This window comes from Mesorhizobium sp. WSM4849 (genome assembly GCF_055811385.1).
Map to the genome: position 1 here is coordinate 203407 of NZ_JBVVPW010000003.1, position 20540 is coordinate 223946.

Sequence of the window (20540 nt, forward strand, 5' to 3'; positions counted from 1 at the left end):
AGTCGAAGGAGCATCGTTTTGGCTGTCGTCATCACCTCCCTCATCCTTTTCCTCATCGGCCTGGTACTCGGCGGCAGCGGCATCTGGTTAGCTTCGCTAGGCGGCAGTTGGTATTACATCATTGCCGGCATAGCCTTCCTCGTCGCTGCCTGGCTGCTCTACAGGCGCAAATCCATGGCGCTGTGGCTGTACGCGGCGATCGTCATCGGCACGCTTTGCTGGGCGGTCTGGGAAACCGGCTTCGACTGGTGGGAGCTCGGTCCGCGCGGCGGCATTATCGTGCTTATCGCGTTGTGGCTGCTGACACCGTGGGCGCGGGGCGGTCTCACCGGTCCCGATGGACGCGCGCCGCTAATCCTCGCCGTGCTGGCGTCGATCGGCGTCGCCGGCTATTCGATGACGACAGATCCAAAGGATATTGCCGGCGAACTCAACACCGACAAGGTGACGCCGACCGCCGATCTCGGCGGCAATGTGCCAGCCGGCGAATGGCACTATTACGGTCGCACGACGTATGGCCAGCGCTATTCGCCGCTCGACCAGATCACCCCCGAAAACGTTGCCAATCTGCAGCCGGCCTGGACCTATCGCACCGGCGATGTGAAAGGGCCCGACGATATCAGTGAGACGACCTATCAGGTGACGCCGCTGAAGGTTGCCGACACGCTCTACATTTGCACGCCGCACAATTTCGCCATTGCGATCGATGCCGCCAGCGGCAAGGAGAAATGGCGCTTCGATCCCAAGATCAAGTTGGACAAGGACCGCCAGCACCAGACCTGCCGCGGCGTGTCCTATTATGTCGATGCCAAAATCGCCGCCGGCCAGCCCTGTGCGGCACGCATTTATCTGCCGACATCCGACGCTAGGCTGATCGCGCTCGACGCCGCGAATGGCCAGGTCTGTCCCACATTTGCCGAAGGCGGCACGCTGAACCTGCTTGCCAACATGCCATACCCGAAGCCGGGCTATTATTATTCGACCTCGGCGCCGCTGATCGTCGCCAACAAGATCATCGTCGGCGGCGCGGTCAACGACAATTATTCAACGCAGGAGCCGTCCGGCGTCATCCGTGCCTTCGACGTCGACACTGGCGCCCTGATTTGGAACTGGGATTCCGGCAATCCGGACCAGACGACGCCACTGGCGCCGGGTCAGACCTATACCCACAACTCTCCCAACATGTGGTCGACAGCGAGCGCCGACGAGAAGCTCGGCTTGCTCTATGTGCCGCTCGGCAATCAGACGCCGGACCAGCTCGGTATGGGGCGCAGCGCCAATGTCGAGAAATTCTCCTCCTCGATCACCGCGCTCGATCTCAACACCGGCCAATTGCGCTGGGTGCGGCAGACCGTGCATCACGATCTGTGGGACATGGACGTGCCTGCGCAGCCGACGCTGGTCGACATCACCACAGCTGGCGGCGTGGTGCCGGGGCTGGTCGGGCCGACCAAGCAGGGCGACCTCTATGTACTCGACCGGCGCAGCGGCGAGCCGATCGTCCCGGTCAACGAAGTACCGGCGCCGGGCGGCGCGATCGAGGGCGACCACACCTCGCCGACGCAGCCGGCTTCGGACCTGAGTTTCAATCCGGAGCCGCTGACCGGGGCCGACATGTGGGGCATCACCATGTTTGACCAGCTGGCCTGCCGGATCGAATTCCTGAAACTGCGCTACGAGGGCCGCTATACGCCGCCGTCGCTGCAAGGCTCGCTGATCTATCCCGGCAATTTCGGCACATTCAACTGGGGCGGCGTCGCCGTCGATCCGGTCCGGCAGGTGATGTTCGGCATGCCGACATACCTGGCGTTCATCTCCAGGCTGGTCCCGCGCGCGGACGTGCCGCCGCCGGGCGATACCAAGGGCAGCGAGCAGGGCCTAAATCGCAATGACGGTGCGCCTTACGCAGTGATATTGAAGCCGTTTCTGTCGCCGCTCGGCATTCCCTGCCAGGCGCCGCCCTGGGGCTATGTGGCGGGCGTCGATCTCAGGACCGGCAAGATCGTCTACAAACACCGCAACGGCACCGTCTACGACATGACGCCGCTGCCACTGCCGTTCAAGGTCGGCGTGCCGGGCATTGGCGGGCCGATGATCACCGCCGGCGGCGTCGCCTTCCTTGGTGCTGCGGTCGACGACTTTTTCCGCGCTTATGATCTGACGACCGGCAGGCAGCTATGGCAGACCCGGCTGCCGGCTGGCGGGCAGTCGACGCCGATGACCTACACGATCGCCGACGGTCGTCAGTTCGTGGTCATCGTCGCCGGCGGCCATGGCTCGGTCGGTACCAAGCCGGGGGATTACGTGATGGCCTATACGCTGCCGAAATAAGGCGTTCAGTCGTTGGTTTTCGAGCGGCTGCCGGCAGGCCGGCGCCGGTTGCTGCGGACCTTGACCGTCGATCGCCTGGCAGCCAAGGCGGCGGACCGCAGCGCCAGCATCGCGGCGCCGGCAAGCACGAATGCGCTTACGAGGATCGGGGTCGGGAAGGTCATGGGCGTTGTTCCTTCTTGTCAGAGCCAGCCACGGGGTAGGCAGGATCACCACCGGCGGCTTTCGTTCATACTGCGGCAGCACCGCCAAGATTGTCGGAGATGACCAAAATTTGATGAAGATGCGGCGCATTCGCGTCATGGCCTTTCGGGCCGAGACCAGCTGACAGGCCTTGGCGACGACGCCGAAGAAGGCTGTCGCCTTGAATATCCTAGCTAAGGAAATCGCTTCGACGGTCCATAGCCAATGCAGGCCGACCGGCGTTGTGGAGTGCATGCTAGGGCCTCACTGATCCGTGACTGGACCATGCGGGCTTCCACCCTATGTTGCGCGGCGGAAGTACTTCCCGAAGCCGAGGAGAGCGCCATGACGAACCCTAGCCCTGCCAGCCCAACCGTCACGACACCCGCCATTACCCAGGCGATGATCGACGCCTATGACGAATACACGCATCTGACGCTCGACCGGCGGCGCTTCATGGAACAGTTGACCAGGCTTGCCGGATCAGGTGCGGCGGCGGCCGCAATCGCGCCGCTGCTGGCTGCGAATTCGGCCCGGGCAGCGATCATTGCCGAGGACGATTCACGCGTGACGGGCGAGGACATCAGCTATCCCGGCAGCGGTGGCGAGATGAAGGGCTATCTGGTCAAGCCGGCCGGCCAGTCCGGCAAGCTCGGCACCGTCATCGTCGTGCATGAGAACAGGGGGCTCAACCCGCATATACGCGATGTGGCGCGGCGCGTGGCGCTGGAAGGATTTGTGGCGCTTGCCCCGGACTTCCTGTCACCGCTCGGCGGCTTGCCGGCCGACGAAGACAAGGCGCGTGAGCAGTTTTCCAAACTCGATCCGGCGCAGACCATCGCCAATGCGGTCGCAACGGTCGCTTTCCTCAAGGGATACGCGGATGGCAACGGCAAGGTCGGCGCGGTCGGCTTCTGCTGGGGCGGCGGCACGGTGAACACACTGGCTGCCAACGCGCCGGATCTGGCTGCCGCTGTCGCCTATTACGGCCTGCAGCCGAAGGCCGAGGATGTGCCGAAGATCAAGGCGGCGTTGCTGCTGCATTATGCGGGGCTTGACACCCGCATCAATGCCGGCATCGACGCTTTCAGGAAGGAGCTCGATGCAGCCGAGGTCGAGTATACGATCTATGTCTATGAAGGTGCCAATCATGCCTTCAACAATGACACGTCCGCGGCCCGCTACGACAAGAACGCGGCGGACCTCGCCTGGGGCCGGACAAGCGCCTTCCTCAGGGAGAAGCTGGCATAGAGCGGCGGAATCTCAGGTCGAACCGTGCCGCCGCTCCATGTTTTGGTTTGAGCATCGGATTTTCCCAAAACCGGCTGCCACTTTTGGGTCCGATGCTCTAGTCACGCGCCGGTTTGTGGAAAGCGACACCGGCCACCACCAGCGCGATGCCGAGGCAATCGGTGGGGCTGGGTATCTGGCGGAGCACAATGACGCCGATCAGCGTGGCGGTGACCGGCAGCAACGACAGCATCAGCGCGAAGCTCGATCGCGGCAGCCGCGACATGGCAAGCTGGTCGCAGATATAAGGGATGACCGAGGAGCATATGCCGACGCCGATGGCGGCGATGAGCAGTGGCGGCGCCGAGAAGGCCGGCAGCGCATCGGTGAAGCCGATCGGCAGCACGATGAGGCAGGCGACCGCCATGGCGGCACCCAGGCCGGCGATGCCGTCGCCAGCGCCGGCGCGGGCAACGCGATGGCCAAGCACGATGTAGCCGACGAACAGCGCGCCGTTCAGGAAGGCCCAGAACAGGCCGATCGGGTCGCTTGACCATTTGACATCGATCAGCAGCAGGGTGCCGATGACGGCGACGGCAAGGGCTGCGAGATTGCGCGGGCTTCTGACGCCTACCAGCGCGACGCCGATGGTGCCGACGAATTCGATCGCCGCGACCAGCGAGATCGGCAAACGGTCGAGCGCCAGGTAGAAGGCGCAATTCATCACGCCGAGGCAAGCGCCAAAAGCGAAAAGCAGCAGTCGTGTCGGCCGGTCGGCGCGGCCGAAGACCGTCCAGGGCCGGGTCAGCGGCGCGAAGACCAGGGCGGCCGTGACGATCCGCAGCCAGGCCATGCCGAGCACGCCGACATGCGGGAAAAGCAGCACGGCGAATGCCGGCCCGAGATAATGGAACACGGCGCTGACGCCGAACCAGACATGCGGCGGCAGCGAGGCCGCCAGCTTGCCAAAAACAGGGCCAGCGAGCGCAGGGACTGCGCCTGGGGCTTGCGCTTGATCATCCATAGGATCATTATCGCAGGCAATCTTTCCGGTTTATATGAATAATGACCAGCCAAAGAGATCATTGATTTTACAAAACCGAGGAGTTTTCCCTGAAACGCCTTCGAAACGAAAATACCGACCTGGATGCGGCTGATCTGAAAATCCTGCGCCTGCTGGAAAAGGATGCGCGCACCAGCACCGCTGAACTGGCGCGCTCGGTCGGCCTGTCGGCGCCGAGCGTGGCCGAGCGCATTCGGCGGCTGCAGGAGAGCGGCGTGATCGAGGCCTACACGGTGCGGATCAATCCGGCCGCGCTCGGCATGAAACTGTCGGCATGGCTGCGCATCAGGCCCGTGCCCGGGCAACTGGCTGTGGTGGCCGAGATCATCCGCGACTTGCCGGAGATCGCCCAATGCGACCGGGTGACCGGCGAGGACTGTTTCATCGCGCTGGCGCATGTCGGCTCGGTGGCCGAACTCGAACGGGTGATCGACCGCATCATTCCGTTTGCGATGACCAACACCGCGATCATCCAGTCGTCACCGGTGGTGGCGCGTTCGCCGCTGGCGGTAGTGAAGCGGCAGCCCTGACGGTTAAGGAATTAAGCGCTGCCCGTCAGGCATGGCCGCGCTTCATCCGCGCCTGCTTCAGGATGGCGCGCCAGCGGATCATGGCGAAAGGGATCGGCTCGTTATTGTTGGCGATGTGGAAGATCTCGTTGTTGAGGTTCTTCAGCGAGCGCCAGAAATCATAGTCGGTGATGCGTGGGTCGGCCGCCAGCCTGTCCGCCTCGACCTTGATGTCGGTTTTCATGCACGTTCCCCGAACCGCTTCAGCCCCGCCGCCCGTGCGGACGGTTTTCGAACGCCACGCTGAGTCGTTCAACGCCTCAATTCGGCTTGTTCACGTTAAAACCTTGGTAAGGTTAACGGGACTGCGGTTCAAGCGTCTTGCGACGAATACCGATCGAACGGCCGGCACGCTCAGGCATCGGCAGCGCCGCATGGGCGGCGCGCATCGCTTCCACCTTGGCCAGGACATCGGCGGGGAAGGGCGCCACCTTCGGTCCGGACATGTCGACGTGCAGTGAAAGTGATTCGGAAGTGGCAGCGAGCCAACCGTCGACATGGCGGATTTCCTGGTAGGCTCTCAGCCGCTTGTCGTCGTGATCGAGGAGTTGGAAGGAGACATTGACCTTGTGGTCGAGATGCAACTCCCTGATATAGCAGACATGGACTTCCGCCGTGTAGATGGTCAGCCGCCGCCGCTTCACATAATCCAGCCCCATCCCCATCATTTCGAACGCTTCGTCGGAGCAGCGGTCGAACAGCACGTTGTAATAAGCCATGTTGAGATGGCCGTTGTAGTCGATCCAGTCCTTCTCGATGTCCATGGCACGAGAGACGAAGGGGGCAGGGGTGGACATCGAAAACTTCCTTCTCGCTGGACAGGACGTGGTTGGTGAGACTACCCATCCATAAGTCCATAACAAGGGTGGACACTGGTCCATTCGCGGAGGAATAGATGGCTCTGAGCGACCTCAATCCGGTCGAGCGCAACGAAGAAGGCATCGCCGCTGTGCTCGGCATCCTCAAGCAGCGGCTCGGCGAGCGGTTCCAGACCGGCGAGGCGATCCGCGCCCAGCACGCGCATACCACCACCTACATACCAACCCAGGCGCCGGATGGCGTGGCGTTTCCGGAGACGACGGCGGAGGTCCAGGAGATCGTGTCGGCCTGCGTCGCGCACCGGGTGCCGGTGATCGCCTTCGGCGTCGGCTCCTCGCTGGAGGGCCACACCAACGCGCCGGGCGGCGGCATCTCGCTGGATACGTCGCGGATGAACCGCATCGTCGCGGTCAACCCGCAGGATCTCGACTGCACGGTCGAGCCCGGTGTGACGCGCGAGGATCTCAACCGGCACCTGCGCGACACCGGCCTGTTCTTTCCGATCGATCCGGGCGCGAATGCATCGCTCGGCGGCATGGCGGCGACGCGGGCGTCGGGCACCAATGCCGTGCGCTACGGCACGATGCGCGAGAATGTGTTGTCGCTGACGGCGGTGATGGCCGACGGCGAGACGGTGACGACCGGCAAGCGCGCAAAGAAGAGCTCGGCCGGCTACGATCTGACGCGGCTCCTGATCGGCTCTGAAGGCACGCTCGGCATCATCACCCAGCTGACCCTGAAGCTGCAGGGCATTCCGCAGGCGATTTCCGGTGGCGTCTGCCCGTTTCCCAGCGTCGAGGCGGCCTGCAACGCGGTGATCGCGACAATCCAGATGGGCATTCCGGTGGCACGCATCGAACTGGTGAATGCGCTGCAGATGCGGGCGATGAAGAGCTATTCGAAACTCGATTATCCCGAAAGCCCGTGCCTGTTCGTCGAGTTCCATGGCAGCGACGCCGGCGTTGCCGAGCAGGCCGAGACCTTCGGCATGATCGCCGAGGAATATGGCGGCGGCCCGTTCCTGTGGACCAGCGTCGCCGAAGAGCGGACGAAGCTATGGAAGGCCAGGCACGACGCCTATTGGTCGTCGCTGACGCTGCGGCCGGGCGCCAAGGGGCTGTCGACCGATGTCTGCGTGCCGATCTCACGCTTTGCCGAATGCGTCACGCAAACCGAAGCCGACATCGCCGAGATGGGGCTGATCGCGCCGATCGTCGGCCATGCCGGCGACGGCAATTTCCATGTGCTGGTGCTGATGGACACGGACGATCCGAAGGAAATCGCGCAGACGGAAGAGTTTGTCGCGCGGCTGAACATACGGGCGATCGGCATGGATGGAACCTGTACCGGCGAGCACGGCATCGGACAAGGCAAGGTCGGCTTCCTGCGCCATGAACTCGGCCACAGCGTTGATATCATGCGCACGATCAAGCAGGCGCTCGACCCGCTGAACATCATGAACCCTGGGAAGATACTGCCGGCCGACTAGAGCTTTTTGCTCTTGGAGCGATCGATTTGCCTCTTTATCAACACGCTGATGCGGGTAGAGTGCGGCTGATTTTCAATCAACTGCTTGGGAGTTGATGCTCGCACGCCTGTTCGTGATCTTCGGTGGCCTTTTCGTGCTGGTGCTGTGTGCGGCGCTGGTGGTGCCGTATTTTATCGACTGGACAAGCTACCGTGCCGATTTCGAGCGTGAGGCAAGCGCCATTCTGGGCCGTAAGGTAACCGTTCAGGGCGATGCGACGGCGAGACTGCTGCCGTTTCCCTCCGTGACCTTTTCGAACGTCACCGTTGCCGGTGGCCCCGGCGGCCAGCCGGCAATGACCGTCGAGACTTTTTCGATGGATGCGGAACTGGCGCCCTTCCTGAGCGGCGAAGTGCTGATCTTCGACATGCGGCTGGTGCGGCCGAAGGCGACGATCGACATTGCCGCCGATGGTACGGTCGACTGGGCGATACGCCCGTCGTCACCCTTCGATCCCGGCCAGATCTCGATCGAGAAGCTGACGGTGACGGAGGGAGAGATCGCGCTGCGCCATGCCGCCGGCGGGCGCAGCCACCTGCTTTCCGAGATCAACTCGACGATCTCTGCCAAATCGCTGGCCGGACCTTGGCGGATGGGTGGTTCGCTCTGGCTCGACGGCTTGCGCAGCACGGTCATCGCCTCCACCGGCAAGGCCGGCAGTGACGGGCAGATGCGCGTTCGGCTCAAGCTCGATCCAGACGCCTATCCGCTGGTCATCGAAGCGGATGGCAATGCCGGCATCGTCAATGGCGCCGCGACCTATACGGGTCAGTTCAAGGTCGCAAGTTCTGACACGAATGGTGTCGACAAGAGTTCGACGCAGCTTGACGGCACGGACGGTGGGACGATGAAGGCCAGCGCCGGCAAGCCGGAGCCGGGGTTCAGGCTGAACGGCAAATTTTCGCTCGACCACCGGAAGCTTGGTGTCGACGAATTCCGCTTCGAGACCGGGCCGCTCGACAATCCCTACACCGCCGACGGCAAGGCTGCCGTCGAGCTTGGGCCGAACCCAAGCTTTTCGATCGAGGCCGATGGCGCACAGGTGCAGTTCGATGAAGCCGTCGGCGCCGCGGCCGACGCCGGACTGACGCTGTCGGCGCGTGTCGCGGCGCTGGAGCAGGCGCTGCTCGACCTGCCCAAGCCGACCATACCGGGCACCGTCGAGGTGAAGCTGCCGGCGGTGGTGGCCGGCGACACGACAGTTCGCGACGTGCGCCTTTCCGCCGAGCCGGCCGATGCCGGCTGGTCGGTGAAGTCGCTCGCTGCGACACTGCCCGGCCGTGCCAGGCTGGAGGCAAATGGTATGCTCAGCGTCGAGGATCATTTCGGCTTCACCGGTTCGCTGCTTCTGGCGGTGGGTCAGCCTTCCGGCTTTGCCGCCTGGCTGTCGAAAGATGTCGACGAGGCGATCCGCCGGCTGCCGGCCGCCGGCTTCAAGGCCAAGGTCGACCTGACCGGGAAGCGGCAGGCCTTCAGCGACCTCGAACTCGTTCTCGGCAAGGCGAAATTTTCCGGTCGCATCGATTCCAGCCAGCCCGACGACGCCAGGCCGTCGGTGCTGATGCGGCTCGAAGGTGGCGAGCTCGATGTCGACGGCCTCGCCGCCTTCGCCTCGATCTTCATCAGCGACAAGGGCGCCAACCGTTTTTCCGACCGCGACCTCGATTTCCAGATCAAGGCCGGGCCGGTCAGTGCCGGCGGGCTGACCGCCGATACGGTCGATACGGCGCTCAGGCTACGCGATGGGCTGCTCGAAATCGACCGGCTTTCGCTCAATGGGCTTGCCGGCGCGTCGATCAGCGCCACCGGACGGATCAAGGATTTCCCGGTGAGCCCGACCGGCAAGCTTGATGCCTCCGTGGTCGCCGTCGACCTCAAGCCATTGGTCGATGTGGCGGCGAAGCACTATCCGGACAATGCCGTGCTGAAGGGACTGGCGGGACGCGTGGCGGCCTATCCCGAGCTGTTCCAGGACGCGCGCATCGATCTGGTGACGAGTGCCGCCGCCAATGGCGACGGCACGACGGGACTGGCGGTCAGCGCGCAAGGCAGGGCAGGTGGCTCGGCGTTTTCAGCATCGCTGTCCGGCAAAGGGATGGCCGAGCGGCTTCTAGATGCGCCGGTGTCACTGACCTTCAACGCCAGGAATGCCGACGCCACCGCACTTCTGGCGCTTTACGGCCTGCCGGCGCTGCCGCTCGGCATGCTTGGCGAGGCGACCACCGATGTCTCGGCGAAAGGCACGCTTGGCGGCGGCATGGCGACGAGCTTCAACCTCACCGGCAACGATTTCAAGGCTGGTTTCGACGGGACATTCGCCGGCACGCCACAAGGCGCCACCGCCAAGGGCAAGGTCAGCCTGGAAGCTGCCGACATCGAGCCGTGGCTGATGACGACAGGCGTCGGCTTGCCGGGCATGGGGACAGGCATGTCGACGTGGTTTGCGGCCGACGCCGATTTCGGCAACGGCCTTCTGGTGCTGTCCGGCCTCAGCGGCGCCATCAACGAGGCGGCGGTTTCCGGTGACGTCAATGTTGACGTCAAGGACGGGGTGCCGCATCTTGCCGGCGCGCTGGTACTCGATGAACTGGATCTCGACCCGATGGCGGTGGCGCTGTTTGGTGATCAGGCCTTCCTGGGCGCCGGCGGGGCTTGGCCGACCGCCCCGTTCAGCCAGAAGCCCAGCCTGCCTTTCACAGCCGAACTCGACCTGACCACGGCATCGCTGGTCGCCGGCCCGCTTGCCACGGCCTATGACGCGGCGCTTTCGCTGAAGCTCGACCAGGAAGGCATCCGCGTTTCGGACCTCAAGGCAAAGTTCTCAGGCGGCGCGCTTTCCGGGCTGTTCGAGCTGAAGAACAATGACGGCACCGGGCTTTTCTCCGGCCAGATGAAACTTGCCGGCGCCGATCTGGCAACCGTGATGCCACAGGCCGGCATCAGCGGAAGCGGCGATTTCTCGGCAGCGCTTTCGACCAGCGGCAAATCGGTCGATGCGATGGTAGCGGCGCTGTCCGGTTCCGGCACGGCGGCGCTGAAGGGCTTGACCATTGCCGGCGTCAATCCCGACGCCTTTGGCGCCTTCATCGCCAGGGCCGATGCGATCGGGCGCGATATCGATGCGGCCAAGACCGCCGGCTTCGCGCCGCAGATCGCCGCAGACGGCAGTTTTCCGGCCGGGGATACGGACATCGCCTTCACAATTGCCGGCGGCACGCTGAGGGCACCGCCGGTCAATCTTGAAAATCCGGCGGCGAAGCTGTCCGCCGACATTACGGCGGACCTGAACGCCAGCACGGTCGCGACCGGTGGTTCGATCACTTATCGGCCCGGCGACGAAGCGCTGGTCGGCTCCGATCCGACTGTGAATTTCAGCGTCGACGGGCCGTTCGGCGCCGCGAAGCGGCAATTCGACAGTGAGCCGCTGGCGCAGTTCCTGACCCAGCGCGCGCTTGAAAAGGAACAGCAGCGGGTCGAGGCCATGCAGGCGGCACTGCTTGAAAAACAGCGGCTGCGGCGCGAGGTGCGTTACTACGCGGCCCTGCAAGCCGAGCGTGAGAGGGCAGCCGAGGAATTGCGCAAGCAGCAGGAGGCGGCGCGGCTGCAAGCCGAGGCAGATGCGAGGGCGAAGGCTGAAGCCGAGGCAAAGGCTCGAGCCGAAGCGGAGGCGAAGGCCAAAGCGGATGCGCAGGCGAGGTCTGAAGCCGTGGCCAAAGCCAAGGCGGATGCACAGGCGAAGGCTGAAGCCGAGGCCAAAGCCAAGGTCGAGGCGGAGGCAAGGGCCAGGGCGGATGCCGAAGCGAGAGCCAGAGCGGCGCAAAAAGCGGCGGACGAGGCGGCGAAAGCCGAGGAACAGCAACGCCGGAAAGCGGAAGAGGCGAGGCGGACGGAAGAGGCGAGGCGGATCGCTGCGGAACAAAAGGCAAAGCTCGACGCCCAGCGCAGGGCGGCGGCTGAGCAGGCGCAGAAAATCGAGCGCGCGCCTCAGCCGCCGGCCAATGACAACCCGCCGCCATCAGGATCCGCGCCAAAACCCACGCTTGAACCTTCGTCGATCGACAATCTGCTGAAGTCGCTGGGCGGCGGATAGCTCCACCTAGACCGGTTTCATCCCTCGCTTTGCCCAATCCAGGACGTAGAGCCTGAGCGCCGAGGACAGGTTGGCATCGCGCGGCCGGGCCTCGTCGATTTCGGCGACGAGGGCGGCGAGCGTCAGTTTGCGCACGGCCGCGATGGCGACGAGATCGTCGAAAAACGGCTTTTCGAGCGAATAGCTGGTGCGATGGCCGCGAATGGTCACCGAGCGTTTCTCGACCGGGCTCACCGGACGTGACTCATTTCACTTCAAGCATCGGATTTATCCGAAAACCGCGGCGCACTTTTCGGTCCGATGCTCGGGGAATCCGGATCGCCCGAGGCTTCGCGGCGATGGCCGGCGACAAACGTTTCTGCTTTCTCGGCGATCAGACGGTCACGCTCCCGGTCGGCCCTGGAACGGCCGTGCAGCGTCCGGTTCTGTTCGGCCAGGCGCCCCTTCTCAGCTCGTGCCTTTTGCTTGCGGGCCTGGCGGAGATTGACGATGTCGGCCATGTCGCGCGGCCCGTCGGATCACTTCTTGCGGAAGGCGTCGAGCGACACCACTTCGGCGCCCTTGGCGGCGGCGTCGGCCGCGGCAGGCTTCTTTTCGGCCTCAGCGGTCTTCTTCTTTTCCGGCTTTTTCTCGGCGACGGCGGCCAGCGGTTCGGAAGCGGGCTGGCCGGCCAACTCCTCTGCTGCCGAGGTCTCCGTCTTCACGTCGAATTCGAGCTCGAAATTGACGGACGGGTCGTAAAAGCCGCGCACGGCCGAGAACGGGATTTCCAGCTTTTCCGGCACGTCGGAGAAAGACAGCCCGACCTCGAAGCCGGTGTCGGTCACCTTCAGGTCCCAATACTGGAACTGGATGACGATGGTCATCTGTTCGGGATAGCGCTCGCGCAAGCGGGAAGATACGCGCACGCCCGGGGCGCCGGTCAGGAAAGTGATGAAGAAATGATGGTTGCCGGGAAGGCCGGTGCGCGCGACCTCGGCCAGGACTTTGCGCATGACGCCGCGCAATGCCTCCTGGGCCAGAATGTCGTAGCGAATGTGGTCGTCGGCCATGTGGCTGTCGGGTTCCGTTGAATCGTCCGCATAGCTGTAATCAAGCTTGAGCGCGGCGTAAACCGGATATAGACGCCGGCAGCGCAGATGCGAGAGGGCATGCCTCAGATTTGATCGCTCAGGCGCCAGCGAGCGCGCTGTGCTTTTGCGCGTCGGCCGCCGGCTGCCGCTTGCCGAAGGCGCGCAGGAATGTGCGCACGCCATGTGTCGCCGATTGCAGCACCTCATCATCGGTCGGCGTGCCGCCAAGCATGAAGGTCGTCTGCAATTCGGCATTGGCAAGGGCCAGGAACTGGCGGGCCGCGACGTCGGGGTCCTCGATGTCGAGGAAACCGGCATGGGCGAGGCGGGCGAAACGGGCGGCGATAGCCGGCCATGTCCTGCCCGGTCCCTGTTCGCGCCATTCGGCAAACAGCTCGGGATAGCGCTCGCCCTCGGTCTGGATCAGCTTGCGCAGGAATTTTCCATCGCGGTTGCAGATACAGTTGCGGTTCATGCGCACAGCGAAGGCGATCAGATCGGCTTCAAGGTCCTTCGGCTGGTCCGGAAAGGTGGAAATGGTGGCGAAGATGCCGGCATTGCAGCGCTCGGTAAGGTCGCGGACGATGGCGACGAAGAGTTTCTCCTTATCGCCATGGTGGTTGTAGATCGTCTGGCGCGAAACGCCGGCCTCGGCGGCAATCATGTCGATATTGGCGCCGGCGAAGCTTTCGCGGCAGAACACCTCGCCGGCAGCGTCCATGATGGAGGCGCGCTTGGCCTCATGGCCGCGTGGCGGGATGGTGTCAGGAGAAACGTCGTGCTTCATGAAAACTATATAGAGGTGATTGACGAATTAGACAAGAGTGTCTAAATTTATGGACTTAGCTTAAAGGAATTTCCTCCGCAGGAAGTCGGAATTTCACGGGACGGTACGTCCTAGGATTACACACGCCCGGTCGGCAAACCAGATTTGAAAGAAACCCGCTATCATGAGTCCCCAATTCCTCCGCATCGCGGTCGTGCTCGGCCTGTTGTCCGCCATCGGCCCGTTCGCCATCGACATGTATCTTCCGGCGCTGCCTTCGATCGGCGCGGATCTGCAGGCCAGCACCGCTGCCGTGCAGATGAGTTTGCTGATCTTCTTTCTGTCCATGGGTTTTGGCCAGATCGTCGTCGGACCGATCTCCGACATGGTCGGGCGCAAGCTGCCGCTCTATGGCGGCCTCGCACTGTTCATGGTCGGCGGCATCGGCTCGGCGCTGGCACCCTCGGTCGAATGGCTGATCGCCTTCCGTTTCCTGCAAGGACTCGGCGCCAGCGCAGGCATGGCGGTGCCGCGCGCCATCGTGCGTGACCTGCACACCGGCACCGAGGCTGCCAAGCTGATGTCGCTCTTGATGCTGGTGTTTTCGGTGTCGCCGATCCTGGCGCCGCTGACCGGTAGCGTCATCATCGAGAATTTCGGCTGGCGTGCGGTGTTCTGGACGGTGACGAGTGGGGCGGTGCTCGCCACCATCCTGCTGGCGACCTCGCTCAAGGAGACGCGGCCGGTCGAGACGCGTGCAGGCAGTTCGTTCGGCACCGCGCTCTCGGCCTACCGCTTCCTGATGGGCGACCGCAACTTCCTTGGCCTGGCGGCCATCGGCGGCTTCGGGCTGGCGAGCTTCTTCGTCTACCTGTCGAGTTCCTCCTTCATCCTGATAGATCACTACGGGCTGTCGCCGTCGGTCTACAGCATGTTCTTCTCGATCAACGCGGTCGCCTTCATCGGCATGTCGCAACTGACGGGGATGCTGTCCGAACGGTTTGGGCTGAGGCCGGTGGTGCGGGTCGCGGTGGTCGGCTATGCGACGACGATGGTGGTGCTGTTCGCGGTGATGGCGTCCGGCGTCGACCGGCTCGATGTCATGGCGGCGCTGCTGTTCGTCGGCTACGGGTTCCTCGGCCTGGTGATCCCGACGACTTCGGTGCTGGCCATGGAGGCGCATGGCGCGATCGCCGGCACGGCCTCGGCGCTGATGGGCACGCTGCACTTCGCCATCGGCGCGGTCGCCATGGGCATCGCCGGGGTGTTCTTCGACGGCACGCCGCTGCCTATGGTGGCCGGCATCATGCTTTGCGCGGTGATCTCCTTCACGCTGGCCAAGGTGACGCTCGGCCGTCGGCGGGAGGTTGTCGAAGCGCCTGCAGAGTAGATGCTTTCCAGCGAGAGCATGAAAAGGCCGGGTCAGTCCCGGCCTTTTTAACGTCTGGGCTCAAGCCGCAAGCCTGCCTCGGTGAAGATAAATCGCAATCGCGCCTCGACCGGCGCCAAGGGTAACGGGACCAGTTCATAGCCCAATTCCGTGTAGATGCTGGTCAGCGCATGATAGGTGCGTTCGGCCTCGTCAAGGGTCTGCTTTCGTTCGCTGTCCTGCCGAAAAATCTCCGGCCAAGGCGGTGCGATGAAGACTTGACTGGCGTAGCGGAAGCGTTCGGCGGCATTGCTGACGTGGTCGGGCACCGGCAGGCCAGTGAGGCGCAGATAACCAAGAGTGTCCGGCACGCCGCGATCGAAGAAGACGGGGCCGTTCTGTTCGAGGGCGGCTCGATAGGAGCGCAACTCCCAGGACATCATCAGTTCGGCGAACTGCGCCGGATCGTGCCAGGGCAGGGCCGGTCCTCCTATCGCCAAACTGATCGCGGATGATGCCGCGTCCGGCTTCGGGCGAGGTGGCAAGGCCGGCCGACCGCAAGGCTTCGATCAATGTGGTCTTGCCGGAACCCGGACCGCCGGTCAGCACGAAAAATCGATCGGAATCGTTTTGCATTTTTCAGTCCTTTGGACGAATCCGGCCGCCCGCATCTGCCAGCAAGACAGCGTCGCGACAGAGCGCAGCCCAAGAAGCGCGACCAGCAAGCCTGCTGCCGTCACAATATCGAGGGGAGATGGGGATCGGAGGGGAAGTAAGAATCGAAGTGAAGAAGTGGAGGTTTCTGTTGCCAGGTACCTCCGAACCCCGCCTAGAAGTGCGAACCACTAGGGCTTGAATTGAAGCTATCGCACCGCTTACGCGGCGAGACGTGCTTCCGCATAGTTGTCGTTGGCAACTATAAGTTTAGCCCGATAACGGTGGTACAATGCCGGGCAAAAGTACGATCTTTACACCTTCGTCGATCCTATTTCGCCCCCAGCAAAAGCCGCTCTTCGATAAAGCGGTTTTTGGTGGAGGCGCCGGGTACCGCCCCCGGGTCCGAACGGCTTATTTCATCGCCTGTTTATCGCCATAGTCGGTCGAGCCGACGAAACAGATATAGGGACCGATCGTGGAAAATGAAAGGCCTCAATTGATGCCTTGTCGTTGTGTCAAACAGCCTCGGGAAGGCTTGACTTGTCAACGGTCTCAACCGAAGCTTGCGGCGGTGAGGAGTTACCGACTTAGCGTACATTTTGCGGCAGCGCGCCACGACCCTCATCGACCCGATCCCGTGGCGCCGACGAGGGGAATTTTGATGGCCGACTATCTCGCAGACGTGAAGAAATACGACGCCGCGGCAGATGCCGACGCGGTCGCCAAGATCGTGAAACATTTGGGCATTGCGCTCAGGAATCGAGATTCCTCGCTGGTGTCCTGCACGGACCCCAAGGAACTCGATCGCGTCAAAACCAACTGGGTTGCCAAAAAGCTCGGCATCGACGACGGCAGCAAGGCGGACGCGGCCATCGAAAAGACTTGTAAGGCGATGGAAGCCGACAACACCAAGAGCCGCGTGACGTTCTATTACCTGGTCGCCAAGGATCTGGGTAAGCTCGCCAGCCTCTGACAATCGTCCTGGATCAGGCATCCTGCATCAGCGGAACGCTGGCACGATTTCCGCGCCGGCCCACAATGTAGTCGCCTGTGGGAACATTCTGCACTTTGACATGTTCGGCCGGCAGCCAGTCGGTTATGATGGCCGGTAACCCGAATCGAGCCCCCGAATCGAGCAGAAGCCGATGCGCCAGTATCTCGACCTCTTAAAGCATGTGCTGGAAAACGGCGCCGATCGCGGCGACCGCACCGGCACCGGAACGCGCTCGGTGTTCGGCTACCAGATGCGCTTCGACCTGGCGCGCGGCTTTCCGGTCACCACCACCAAGAAGCTTCACCTGAAGTCGATCGTGCATGAACTTCTGTGGTTCCTGGCCGGCGACACTAATATCAAATATCTCAACGATCACGGCGTCTCGATCTGGGACGAATGGGCCGACGAGAATGGCGACCTCGGCCCGGTCTATGGCAAGCAATGGCGCTCTTGGCCGGACGGCCATGGCGGCGCCATCGACCAGATTGCCAATCTCTTGAAGGAGATACGCAAGAATCCTAATTCCCGACGGCTGATCGTTTCGGCGTGGAACCCGGCCGAAGTGGAAGCCATGGCGCTGCCACCCTGTCATTGCCTGTTCCAGTTCTATGTCTCGGAGGGCAGGCTTTCCTGCCAGCTTTACCAGCGTTCCGCCGATATCTTTCTCGGCGTGCCGTTCAACATCGCTTCCTATGCGCTGCTCACCTTGATGGTGGCGCAGGTGACGGGGTTGAAGCCCGGCGATTTCGTCCATACGCTGGGCGATGCGCATCTTTACGCGAACCATTTCGAGCAGGCGCGCGAACAGTTGCGGCGCACGCCCAAGGCGCTGCCGACGCTATGGATCAATCCGGAGGTGAAGGACCTCTTTGCCTTCCGGTTCGAAGATTTCCGGCTGGAAAACTACCTCGCCGATGCGACGATCAAGGCGCCCATCGCGGTGTGAGCCGCAAACATCGCGCTTCTACTTTACCCTTTCTCGAAATCGCTCGGTGGCGGTGCTGGGTCGTCCGCCGCGAGTACCGTATCCGATGCTTAGATCCATTTCGGCTTGCAACGTTGCGCTGTATGCACTGCTATTTATCGTGAGCGGTGGCGGCAACACGCATGCCATTAGCGGACCATTGGCTGGGCCATTGTTCGGGCTGAGTCTGGCAAAAAGCCTTCCTTTGTTATATTCAGGCGGATATATCGACTAGCAGGGTCGCGCCGATCGGATTTTCAAGCCCCTGGAGAGCGTCATGCTGGTGCGCAAGCGTTTCGGATTGAAAGCGGCCGCCATTGGCGGTCTCGCGACGATGTTGATCGCTGCTGTGCCGGCTGCCCACGCGGATGACAGGTTGATCGTCTTCGCCGCGGCAAGCATGAAGAACGCACTGGATGCCGTGAACACCGCCTGCGAGGCCGATGTCGGCGAGGCGGCGATCATTTCCTATGCGGCAAGCTCTGCATTGGCCAAGCAACTCGAGGGCGGCGCGCCAGCCGATGTCTTCATCTCAGCCGACCTCGACTGGATGAAATATCTGTCCGACAAGAAGCTGACCAAGCCGGATACCGAAGCGAAGTTGCTCGGCAACCAGATCGTGCTGGTGGCGCCGAAGGATTCGTCGGTCGAAACCAGGATCGAAAAGGGTTTTGATCTTGCTGGGCTGATCGGCGATGGCAGGCTTGCCATGGGCGATTTCAAAGCGGTGCCGGCCGGCAAATATGGCAAGGCCGCACTTGAATCGCTCGGCGTGTGGTCCTCGATCGAAGGCAAGGTGGCACAGGCCGAGAACGTGCGTGCAGCGCTCAAGCTGGTTTCATCAGGCGAAGCAGCGCTCGGCATCGTCTACGCCACCGACGCGCACGCCGAGCCCGGCGTCAAAGTGATCGGCACCTTCCCGGAGGATTCGCACCCGTCGATCGTCTACCCGGTTGCCGAGATGGCGGATTCCAAGGACAAGGATGCGCCGGCATTCCTGGAATGCCTGCAATCCGCCAAGGCAGACGAGGTCTTCAAGGCGCAAGGTTTTACGGTCCTTACGCCGAGCAACTGAGGCACACCAAAAGATGAATTGGTTGCTGGACCTCACTCCCGACGAATGGAATGCGGTCCGGCTGTCCGTCAAGGTGGCGACCGTGGCGATGATCGCCAGCCTGCCGCCCGGCATATTGATCGCGCTTGTGCTGGCCCGTGGCCAATTCTGGGGCAAAACGCTGCTCAACGGGCTGGTGCATCTGCCGTTGATCCTGCCGCCGGTGGTTGTCGGCTATCTGCTGCTGCTCTCCTTCGGCAGGCGCGGCCCGGCCGGAGCCTTTCTGGCCGAGCATTTCGGCATTGTCTTCTCCTTTCGCTGGACGGGTGCCGCATTGGCCTGCGCTGTCATGGGCTTTCCCTTGATGGTGCGGGCGATCCGGCTGTCGATCGAGGCGGTCGATCGCAGATTCGAGGCGGCGGCCGGGACGCTTGGCGCCAATCCGCTGTGGGTGTTCGGGACAATCACGCTGCCGCTGATCCTGCCCGGCCTGATTACCGGCGCGATCTTGTCTTTCGCCAAGGCGATGGGCGAATTCGGCGCAACGATCACCTTCGTTTCCAACATCCCAAACGAGACGCAGACGCTGCCGTCGGCGGTCTACACGTTCACGCAGGTGCCGGGCGGCGATGCCGAAGCGCTCAGGCTGACGCTGATCTCGATCGTCATCTCGATGGCAGCACTTGTCGCGTCGGAGGTGCTGGCGCGGCGCGTCGGCAAGCGGATGGACATCGAATGACGGTCGTAATCGATATCAGCCATCGGCTTGGAGATTTGGGGCTCGACGTCCGCTTCGGGAGCGCTGGGCGGCTGACCGCGCTGTTCGGGCCCTCGGGCTCCGGCAAGACGACGCTGATCAACATGATTGCCGGATTGATCCGGCCCGAGAAGGGGCGGATCGAGGCCGACGGCCGCGTGCTGGTCGATACAGATGCGGGCCTGTTCGTGCCGAAGCACAAGCGCCGCATCGGCATGGTATTTCAGGACGCGCGGCTGTTTCCGCATATGAGCGTGGCCAGCAATCTGCGCTACGGCCGCTGGTTCACGCCGACGGCGGAACGCTACGCCGACATCAATGCCGTGGTCGACCTGCTCGGCATCGGTCCTTTGCTCGACCGGCGGCCGGCAAAGCTTTCCGGCGGCGAGAAACAGCGCGTGGCGATCGGCCGGGCGCTGCTCGCCAGTCCAAGATTGTTGCTGATGGACGAGCCGCTGGCTTCGCTCGACGACGCCCGCAAGGCAGAAATCCTGCCTTACATCGAGCGGCTGCGCGACGAGACGAAAATCCCGATCGTCTATGTCAGTCATTCGATCTCGGAAGTGGCGCGGCTGGCAAGCGACGTCGTTGTGCTGGCGCAAGGCAAAGTCGCCGCTTGCGGCCCGACCGGGGCGATCATGCAGCGGCTCGACCTGTTGCCGGCGGAAGAGCGCGGGGAGGGTGGCGCGGTGCTGGACACCGCGGTGCTGCGCCACGACGAAGTCTTTGGCATGACCGTGCTTGGCTCGGCGGCGGGCGAGATCCGCGTGCCGCTTCTGGCAATGCCGGTCGGTGCGCCGGTGCGCATCCGCATCCGTGCCCGCGATGTGATGATCGCCACCGACAAGCCGACGGGTCTCAGCGCGCTCAACATCCTGCCGGGCACGATCGTGGCGATAGAGCCGGGTGAAGGGCCTACGGTCGAGATCGGCATAGACTGCAATGGCGCAACCGTGCTTGCCCGGGTCACCAAGCAATCGCGACAGACGCTGAAACTCCGGCCCGGCCGAAACGTCTACGCGGTGGTCAAGACGGTAAGCTTCGACCGGGCGAACACGAGCGCCGGCCTGCCTGTCGAGGCGGATGGATGACC

19 protein-coding genes, 1 other RNA gene and 1 pseudogene are annotated in these 20540 nt (G+C 63.1%); 11 read left to right on the top strand and 10 right to left on the bottom strand.

The features are described 5' to 3' along the window. Window positions 1–18 precede the first annotated feature (18 nt). Window positions 19–2331 carry a glucose/quinate/shikimate family membrane-bound PQQ-dependent dehydrogenase gene (locus AC0L3L_RS04385; RefSeq protein ID WP_473636689.1) on the top strand — a complete coding sequence of 771 codons (2313 nt, stop codon included), beginning with the start codon at window positions 19–21 and terminating at the stop codon, window positions 2329–2331. A gap of 5 nt (window positions 2332–2336) precedes the next feature. Here AC0L3L_RS04385 and AC0L3L_RS04390 read toward each other — a convergent pair whose 3' ends face one another. Continuing rightward, a complete protein-coding gene (locus tag AC0L3L_RS04390; RefSeq protein ID WP_473636690.1) occupies window positions 2337–2495 on the bottom strand; it encodes a hypothetical protein in 159 nt (52 codons plus the stop codon). Window positions 2496–2859: 364 nt separating this feature from the next. Between AC0L3L_RS04390 and AC0L3L_RS04395 the strand changes: the two genes are divergently transcribed. After that, window positions 2860–3765: a dienelactone hydrolase family protein gene (locus AC0L3L_RS04395; RefSeq protein WP_473636691.1), complete on the top strand. Its 906-nt coding sequence runs from the start codon at window positions 2860–2862 to the stop codon at window positions 3763–3765. Window positions 3766–3862: 97 nt separating this feature from the next. On the opposite strand, the gene AC0L3L_RS04400 is transcribed toward AC0L3L_RS04395, so the two are convergent. After that, window positions 3863–4768, bottom strand: coding sequence for an EamA family transporter (locus AC0L3L_RS04400; RefSeq protein ID WP_473636692.1), 906 nt, complete (start codon window positions 4766–4768; stop codon window positions 3863–3865). Between the two features lie 89 nt (window positions 4769–4857). On the opposite strand from AC0L3L_RS04400, the gene AC0L3L_RS04405 reads away from it, so the two are divergent. After that, entirely contained in the window at window positions 4858–5337 is a 480-nt protein-coding gene (locus AC0L3L_RS04405; RefSeq protein WP_473636785.1) for an Lrp/AsnC family transcriptional regulator, read from the top strand. A gap of 25 nt (window positions 5338–5362) precedes the next feature. Here the strand turns inward: AC0L3L_RS04405 and AC0L3L_RS04410 are convergent, their stop codons facing one another. Both AC0L3L_RS04410 and AC0L3L_RS04415 read right to left on the bottom strand, forming a co-directional pair. Continuing rightward, the gene (locus AC0L3L_RS04410; RefSeq protein ID WP_023676715.1) at window positions 5363–5560 is read right to left on the bottom strand and encodes a hypothetical protein; all 198 of its coding nucleotides are present in this window, start codon (window positions 5558–5560) and stop codon (window positions 5363–5365) included. Between the two features lie 112 nt (window positions 5561–5672). Continuing rightward, complete coding sequence (locus AC0L3L_RS04415) at window positions 5673–6173, bottom strand: thioesterase family protein (RefSeq protein WP_473636693.1); 501 nt, start codon at window positions 6171–6173, stop codon at window positions 5673–5675. A 98-nt stretch (window positions 6174–6271) separates the two neighbouring features. On the opposite strand from AC0L3L_RS04415, the gene AC0L3L_RS04420 reads away from it, so the two are divergent. Beyond that, on the top strand, window positions 6272–7684 hold the full coding sequence (locus tag AC0L3L_RS04420) for an FAD-binding oxidoreductase (protein ID WP_473636694.1): 1413 nt from the start codon (window positions 6272–6274) through the stop codon (window positions 7682–7684). A gap of 94 nt (window positions 7685–7778) precedes the next feature. Next, complete coding sequence (locus AC0L3L_RS04425) at window positions 7779–11813, top strand: AsmA family protein (protein ID WP_473636695.1); 4035 nt, start codon at window positions 7779–7781, stop codon at window positions 11811–11813. Between the two features lie 6 nt (window positions 11814–11819). Here the strand turns inward: AC0L3L_RS04425 and AC0L3L_RS04430 are convergent, their stop codons facing one another. The 4 genes from AC0L3L_RS04430 to AC0L3L_RS04445 all read right to left on the bottom strand — a co-directional run bounded on the left by AC0L3L_RS04430 (window position 11820) and on the right by AC0L3L_RS04445 (window position 13673). Next, window positions 11820–12047, bottom strand: coding sequence for a ribbon-helix-helix domain-containing protein (locus AC0L3L_RS04430; protein ID WP_473636696.1), 228 nt, complete (start codon window positions 12045–12047; stop codon window positions 11820–11822). Between the two features lie 20 nt (window positions 12048–12067). Beyond that, window positions 12068–12313: a DUF4169 family protein gene (locus AC0L3L_RS04435; RefSeq protein ID WP_473485285.1), complete on the bottom strand. Its 246-nt coding sequence runs from the start codon at window positions 12311–12313 to the stop codon at window positions 12068–12070. A gap of 18 nt (window positions 12314–12331) precedes the next feature. Then, window positions 12332–12865, bottom strand: coding sequence for an SspB family protein (locus tag AC0L3L_RS04440; RefSeq protein ID WP_473636697.1), 534 nt, complete (start codon window positions 12863–12865; stop codon window positions 12332–12334). A 118-nt stretch (window positions 12866–12983) separates the two neighbouring features. Further along, complete coding sequence (locus AC0L3L_RS04445) at window positions 12984–13673, bottom strand: TetR/AcrR family transcriptional regulator (protein ID WP_123151926.1); 690 nt, start codon at window positions 13671–13673, stop codon at window positions 12984–12986. Between the two features lie 163 nt (window positions 13674–13836). On the opposite strand from AC0L3L_RS04445, the gene AC0L3L_RS04450 reads away from it, so the two are divergent. After that, on the top strand, window positions 13837–15042 hold the full coding sequence (locus AC0L3L_RS04450) for a multidrug effflux MFS transporter (protein WP_473636698.1): 1206 nt from the start codon (window positions 13837–13839) through the stop codon (window positions 15040–15042). A gap of 47 nt (window positions 15043–15089) precedes the next feature. Here the strand turns inward: AC0L3L_RS04450 and AC0L3L_RS04455 are convergent. After that, window positions 15090–15657: pseudogene (locus AC0L3L_RS04455) on the bottom strand (AAA family ATPase). Window positions 15658–15812: 155 nt separating this feature from the next. After that, window positions 15813–16170, bottom strand: a transfer-messenger RNA (tmRNA) gene (ssrA, locus tag AC0L3L_RS04460). A 169-nt stretch (window positions 16171–16339) separates the two neighbouring features. On the opposite strand from ssrA, the gene AC0L3L_RS04465 reads away from it, so the two are divergent. From AC0L3L_RS04465 to modC, 5 genes are all read left to right on the top strand, one after another. Beyond that, the gene (locus tag AC0L3L_RS04465; RefSeq protein WP_473485288.1) at window positions 16340–16651 is read left to right on the top strand and encodes a DUF2853 family protein; all 312 of its coding nucleotides are present in this window, start codon (window positions 16340–16342) and stop codon (window positions 16649–16651) included. Window positions 16652–16823: 172 nt separating this feature from the next. After that, window positions 16824–17618, top strand: a complete 795-nt coding sequence (locus AC0L3L_RS04470) for a thymidylate synthase (RefSeq protein WP_128246442.1) — start codon at window positions 16824–16826, stop codon at window positions 17616–17618. Between the two features lie 295 nt (window positions 17619–17913). After that, window positions 17914–18711, top strand: coding sequence for a molybdate ABC transporter substrate-binding protein (gene modA / locus AC0L3L_RS04475; protein WP_473485289.1), 798 nt, complete (start codon window positions 17914–17916; stop codon window positions 18709–18711). A gap of 13 nt (window positions 18712–18724) precedes the next feature. Beyond that, the gene (gene modB, locus AC0L3L_RS04480; RefSeq protein ID WP_123151922.1) at window positions 18725–19429 is read left to right on the top strand and encodes a molybdate ABC transporter permease subunit; all 705 of its coding nucleotides are present in this window, start codon (window positions 18725–18727) and stop codon (window positions 19427–19429) included. Next, the gene (gene modC, locus AC0L3L_RS04485) at window positions 19426–20538 is read left to right on the top strand and encodes a molybdenum ABC transporter ATP-binding protein (RefSeq protein ID WP_473526606.1); all 1113 of its coding nucleotides are present in this window, start codon (window positions 19426–19428) and stop codon (window positions 20536–20538) included. The genes modB and modC overlap by 4 nt, the downstream gene beginning before the upstream one ends. Window positions 20539–20540: the final 2 nt, after the last annotated feature.

Excerpts from the sequence above, each read along its gene's own strand:
- AC0L3L_RS04470 (WP_128246442.1), top strand. The coding sequence starts at position 16,824 with ATGCGCCAGTATCTCGACCTCTTAAAGCATGTGCTGGAAAACGGCGCC.
- modC (WP_473526606.1), top strand. The coding sequence starts at position 19,426 with ATGACGGTCGTAATCGATATCAGCCATCGGCTTGGAGATTTGGGGCTC.
- AC0L3L_RS04465 (WP_473485288.1), top strand. The coding sequence starts at position 16,340 with ATGGCCGACTATCTCGCAGACGTGAAGAAATACGACGCCGCGGCAGAT.
- AC0L3L_RS04435 (WP_473485285.1), bottom strand. The coding sequence starts at position 12,313 with ATGGCCGACATCGTCAATCTCCGCCAGGCCCGCAAGCAAAAGGCACGA.
- AC0L3L_RS04400 (WP_473636692.1), bottom strand. The coding sequence starts at position 4,768 with ATGGATGATCAAGCGCAAGCCCCAGGCGCAGTCCCTGCGCTCGCTGGC.
- AC0L3L_RS04445 (WP_123151926.1), bottom strand. The coding sequence starts at position 13,673 with ATGAAGCACGACGTTTCTCCTGACACCATCCCGCCACGCGGCCATGAG.
- modB (WP_123151922.1), top strand. The coding sequence starts at position 18,725 with ATGAATTGGTTGCTGGACCTCACTCCCGACGAATGGAATGCGGTCCGG.
- AC0L3L_RS04410 (WP_023676715.1), bottom strand. The coding sequence starts at position 5,560 with ATGAAAACCGACATCAAGGTCGAGGCGGACAGGCTGGCGGCCGACCCA.
- AC0L3L_RS04450 (WP_473636698.1), top strand. The coding sequence starts at position 13,837 with ATGAGTCCCCAATTCCTCCGCATCGCGGTCGTGCTCGGCCTGTTGTCC.
- modA (WP_473485289.1), top strand. The coding sequence starts at position 17,914 with ATGCTGGTGCGCAAGCGTTTCGGATTGAAAGCGGCCGCCATTGGCGGT.
- AC0L3L_RS04415 (WP_473636693.1), bottom strand. The coding sequence starts at position 6,173 with ATGTCCACCCCTGCCCCCTTCGTCTCTCGTGCCATGGACATCGAGAAG.
- AC0L3L_RS04420 (WP_473636694.1), top strand. The coding sequence starts at position 6,272 with ATGGCTCTGAGCGACCTCAATCCGGTCGAGCGCAACGAAGAAGGCATC.
- AC0L3L_RS04390 (WP_473636690.1), bottom strand. The coding sequence starts at position 2,495 with ATGACCTTCCCGACCCCGATCCTCGTAAGCGCATTCGTGCTTGCCGGC.
- AC0L3L_RS04440 (WP_473636697.1), bottom strand. The coding sequence starts at position 12,865 with ATGGCCGACGACCACATTCGCTACGACATTCTGGCCCAGGAGGCATTG.
- AC0L3L_RS04395 (WP_473636691.1), top strand. The coding sequence starts at position 2,860 with ATGACGAACCCTAGCCCTGCCAGCCCAACCGTCACGACACCCGCCATT.
- AC0L3L_RS04425 (WP_473636695.1), top strand. The coding sequence starts at position 7,779 with ATGCTCGCACGCCTGTTCGTGATCTTCGGTGGCCTTTTCGTGCTGGTG.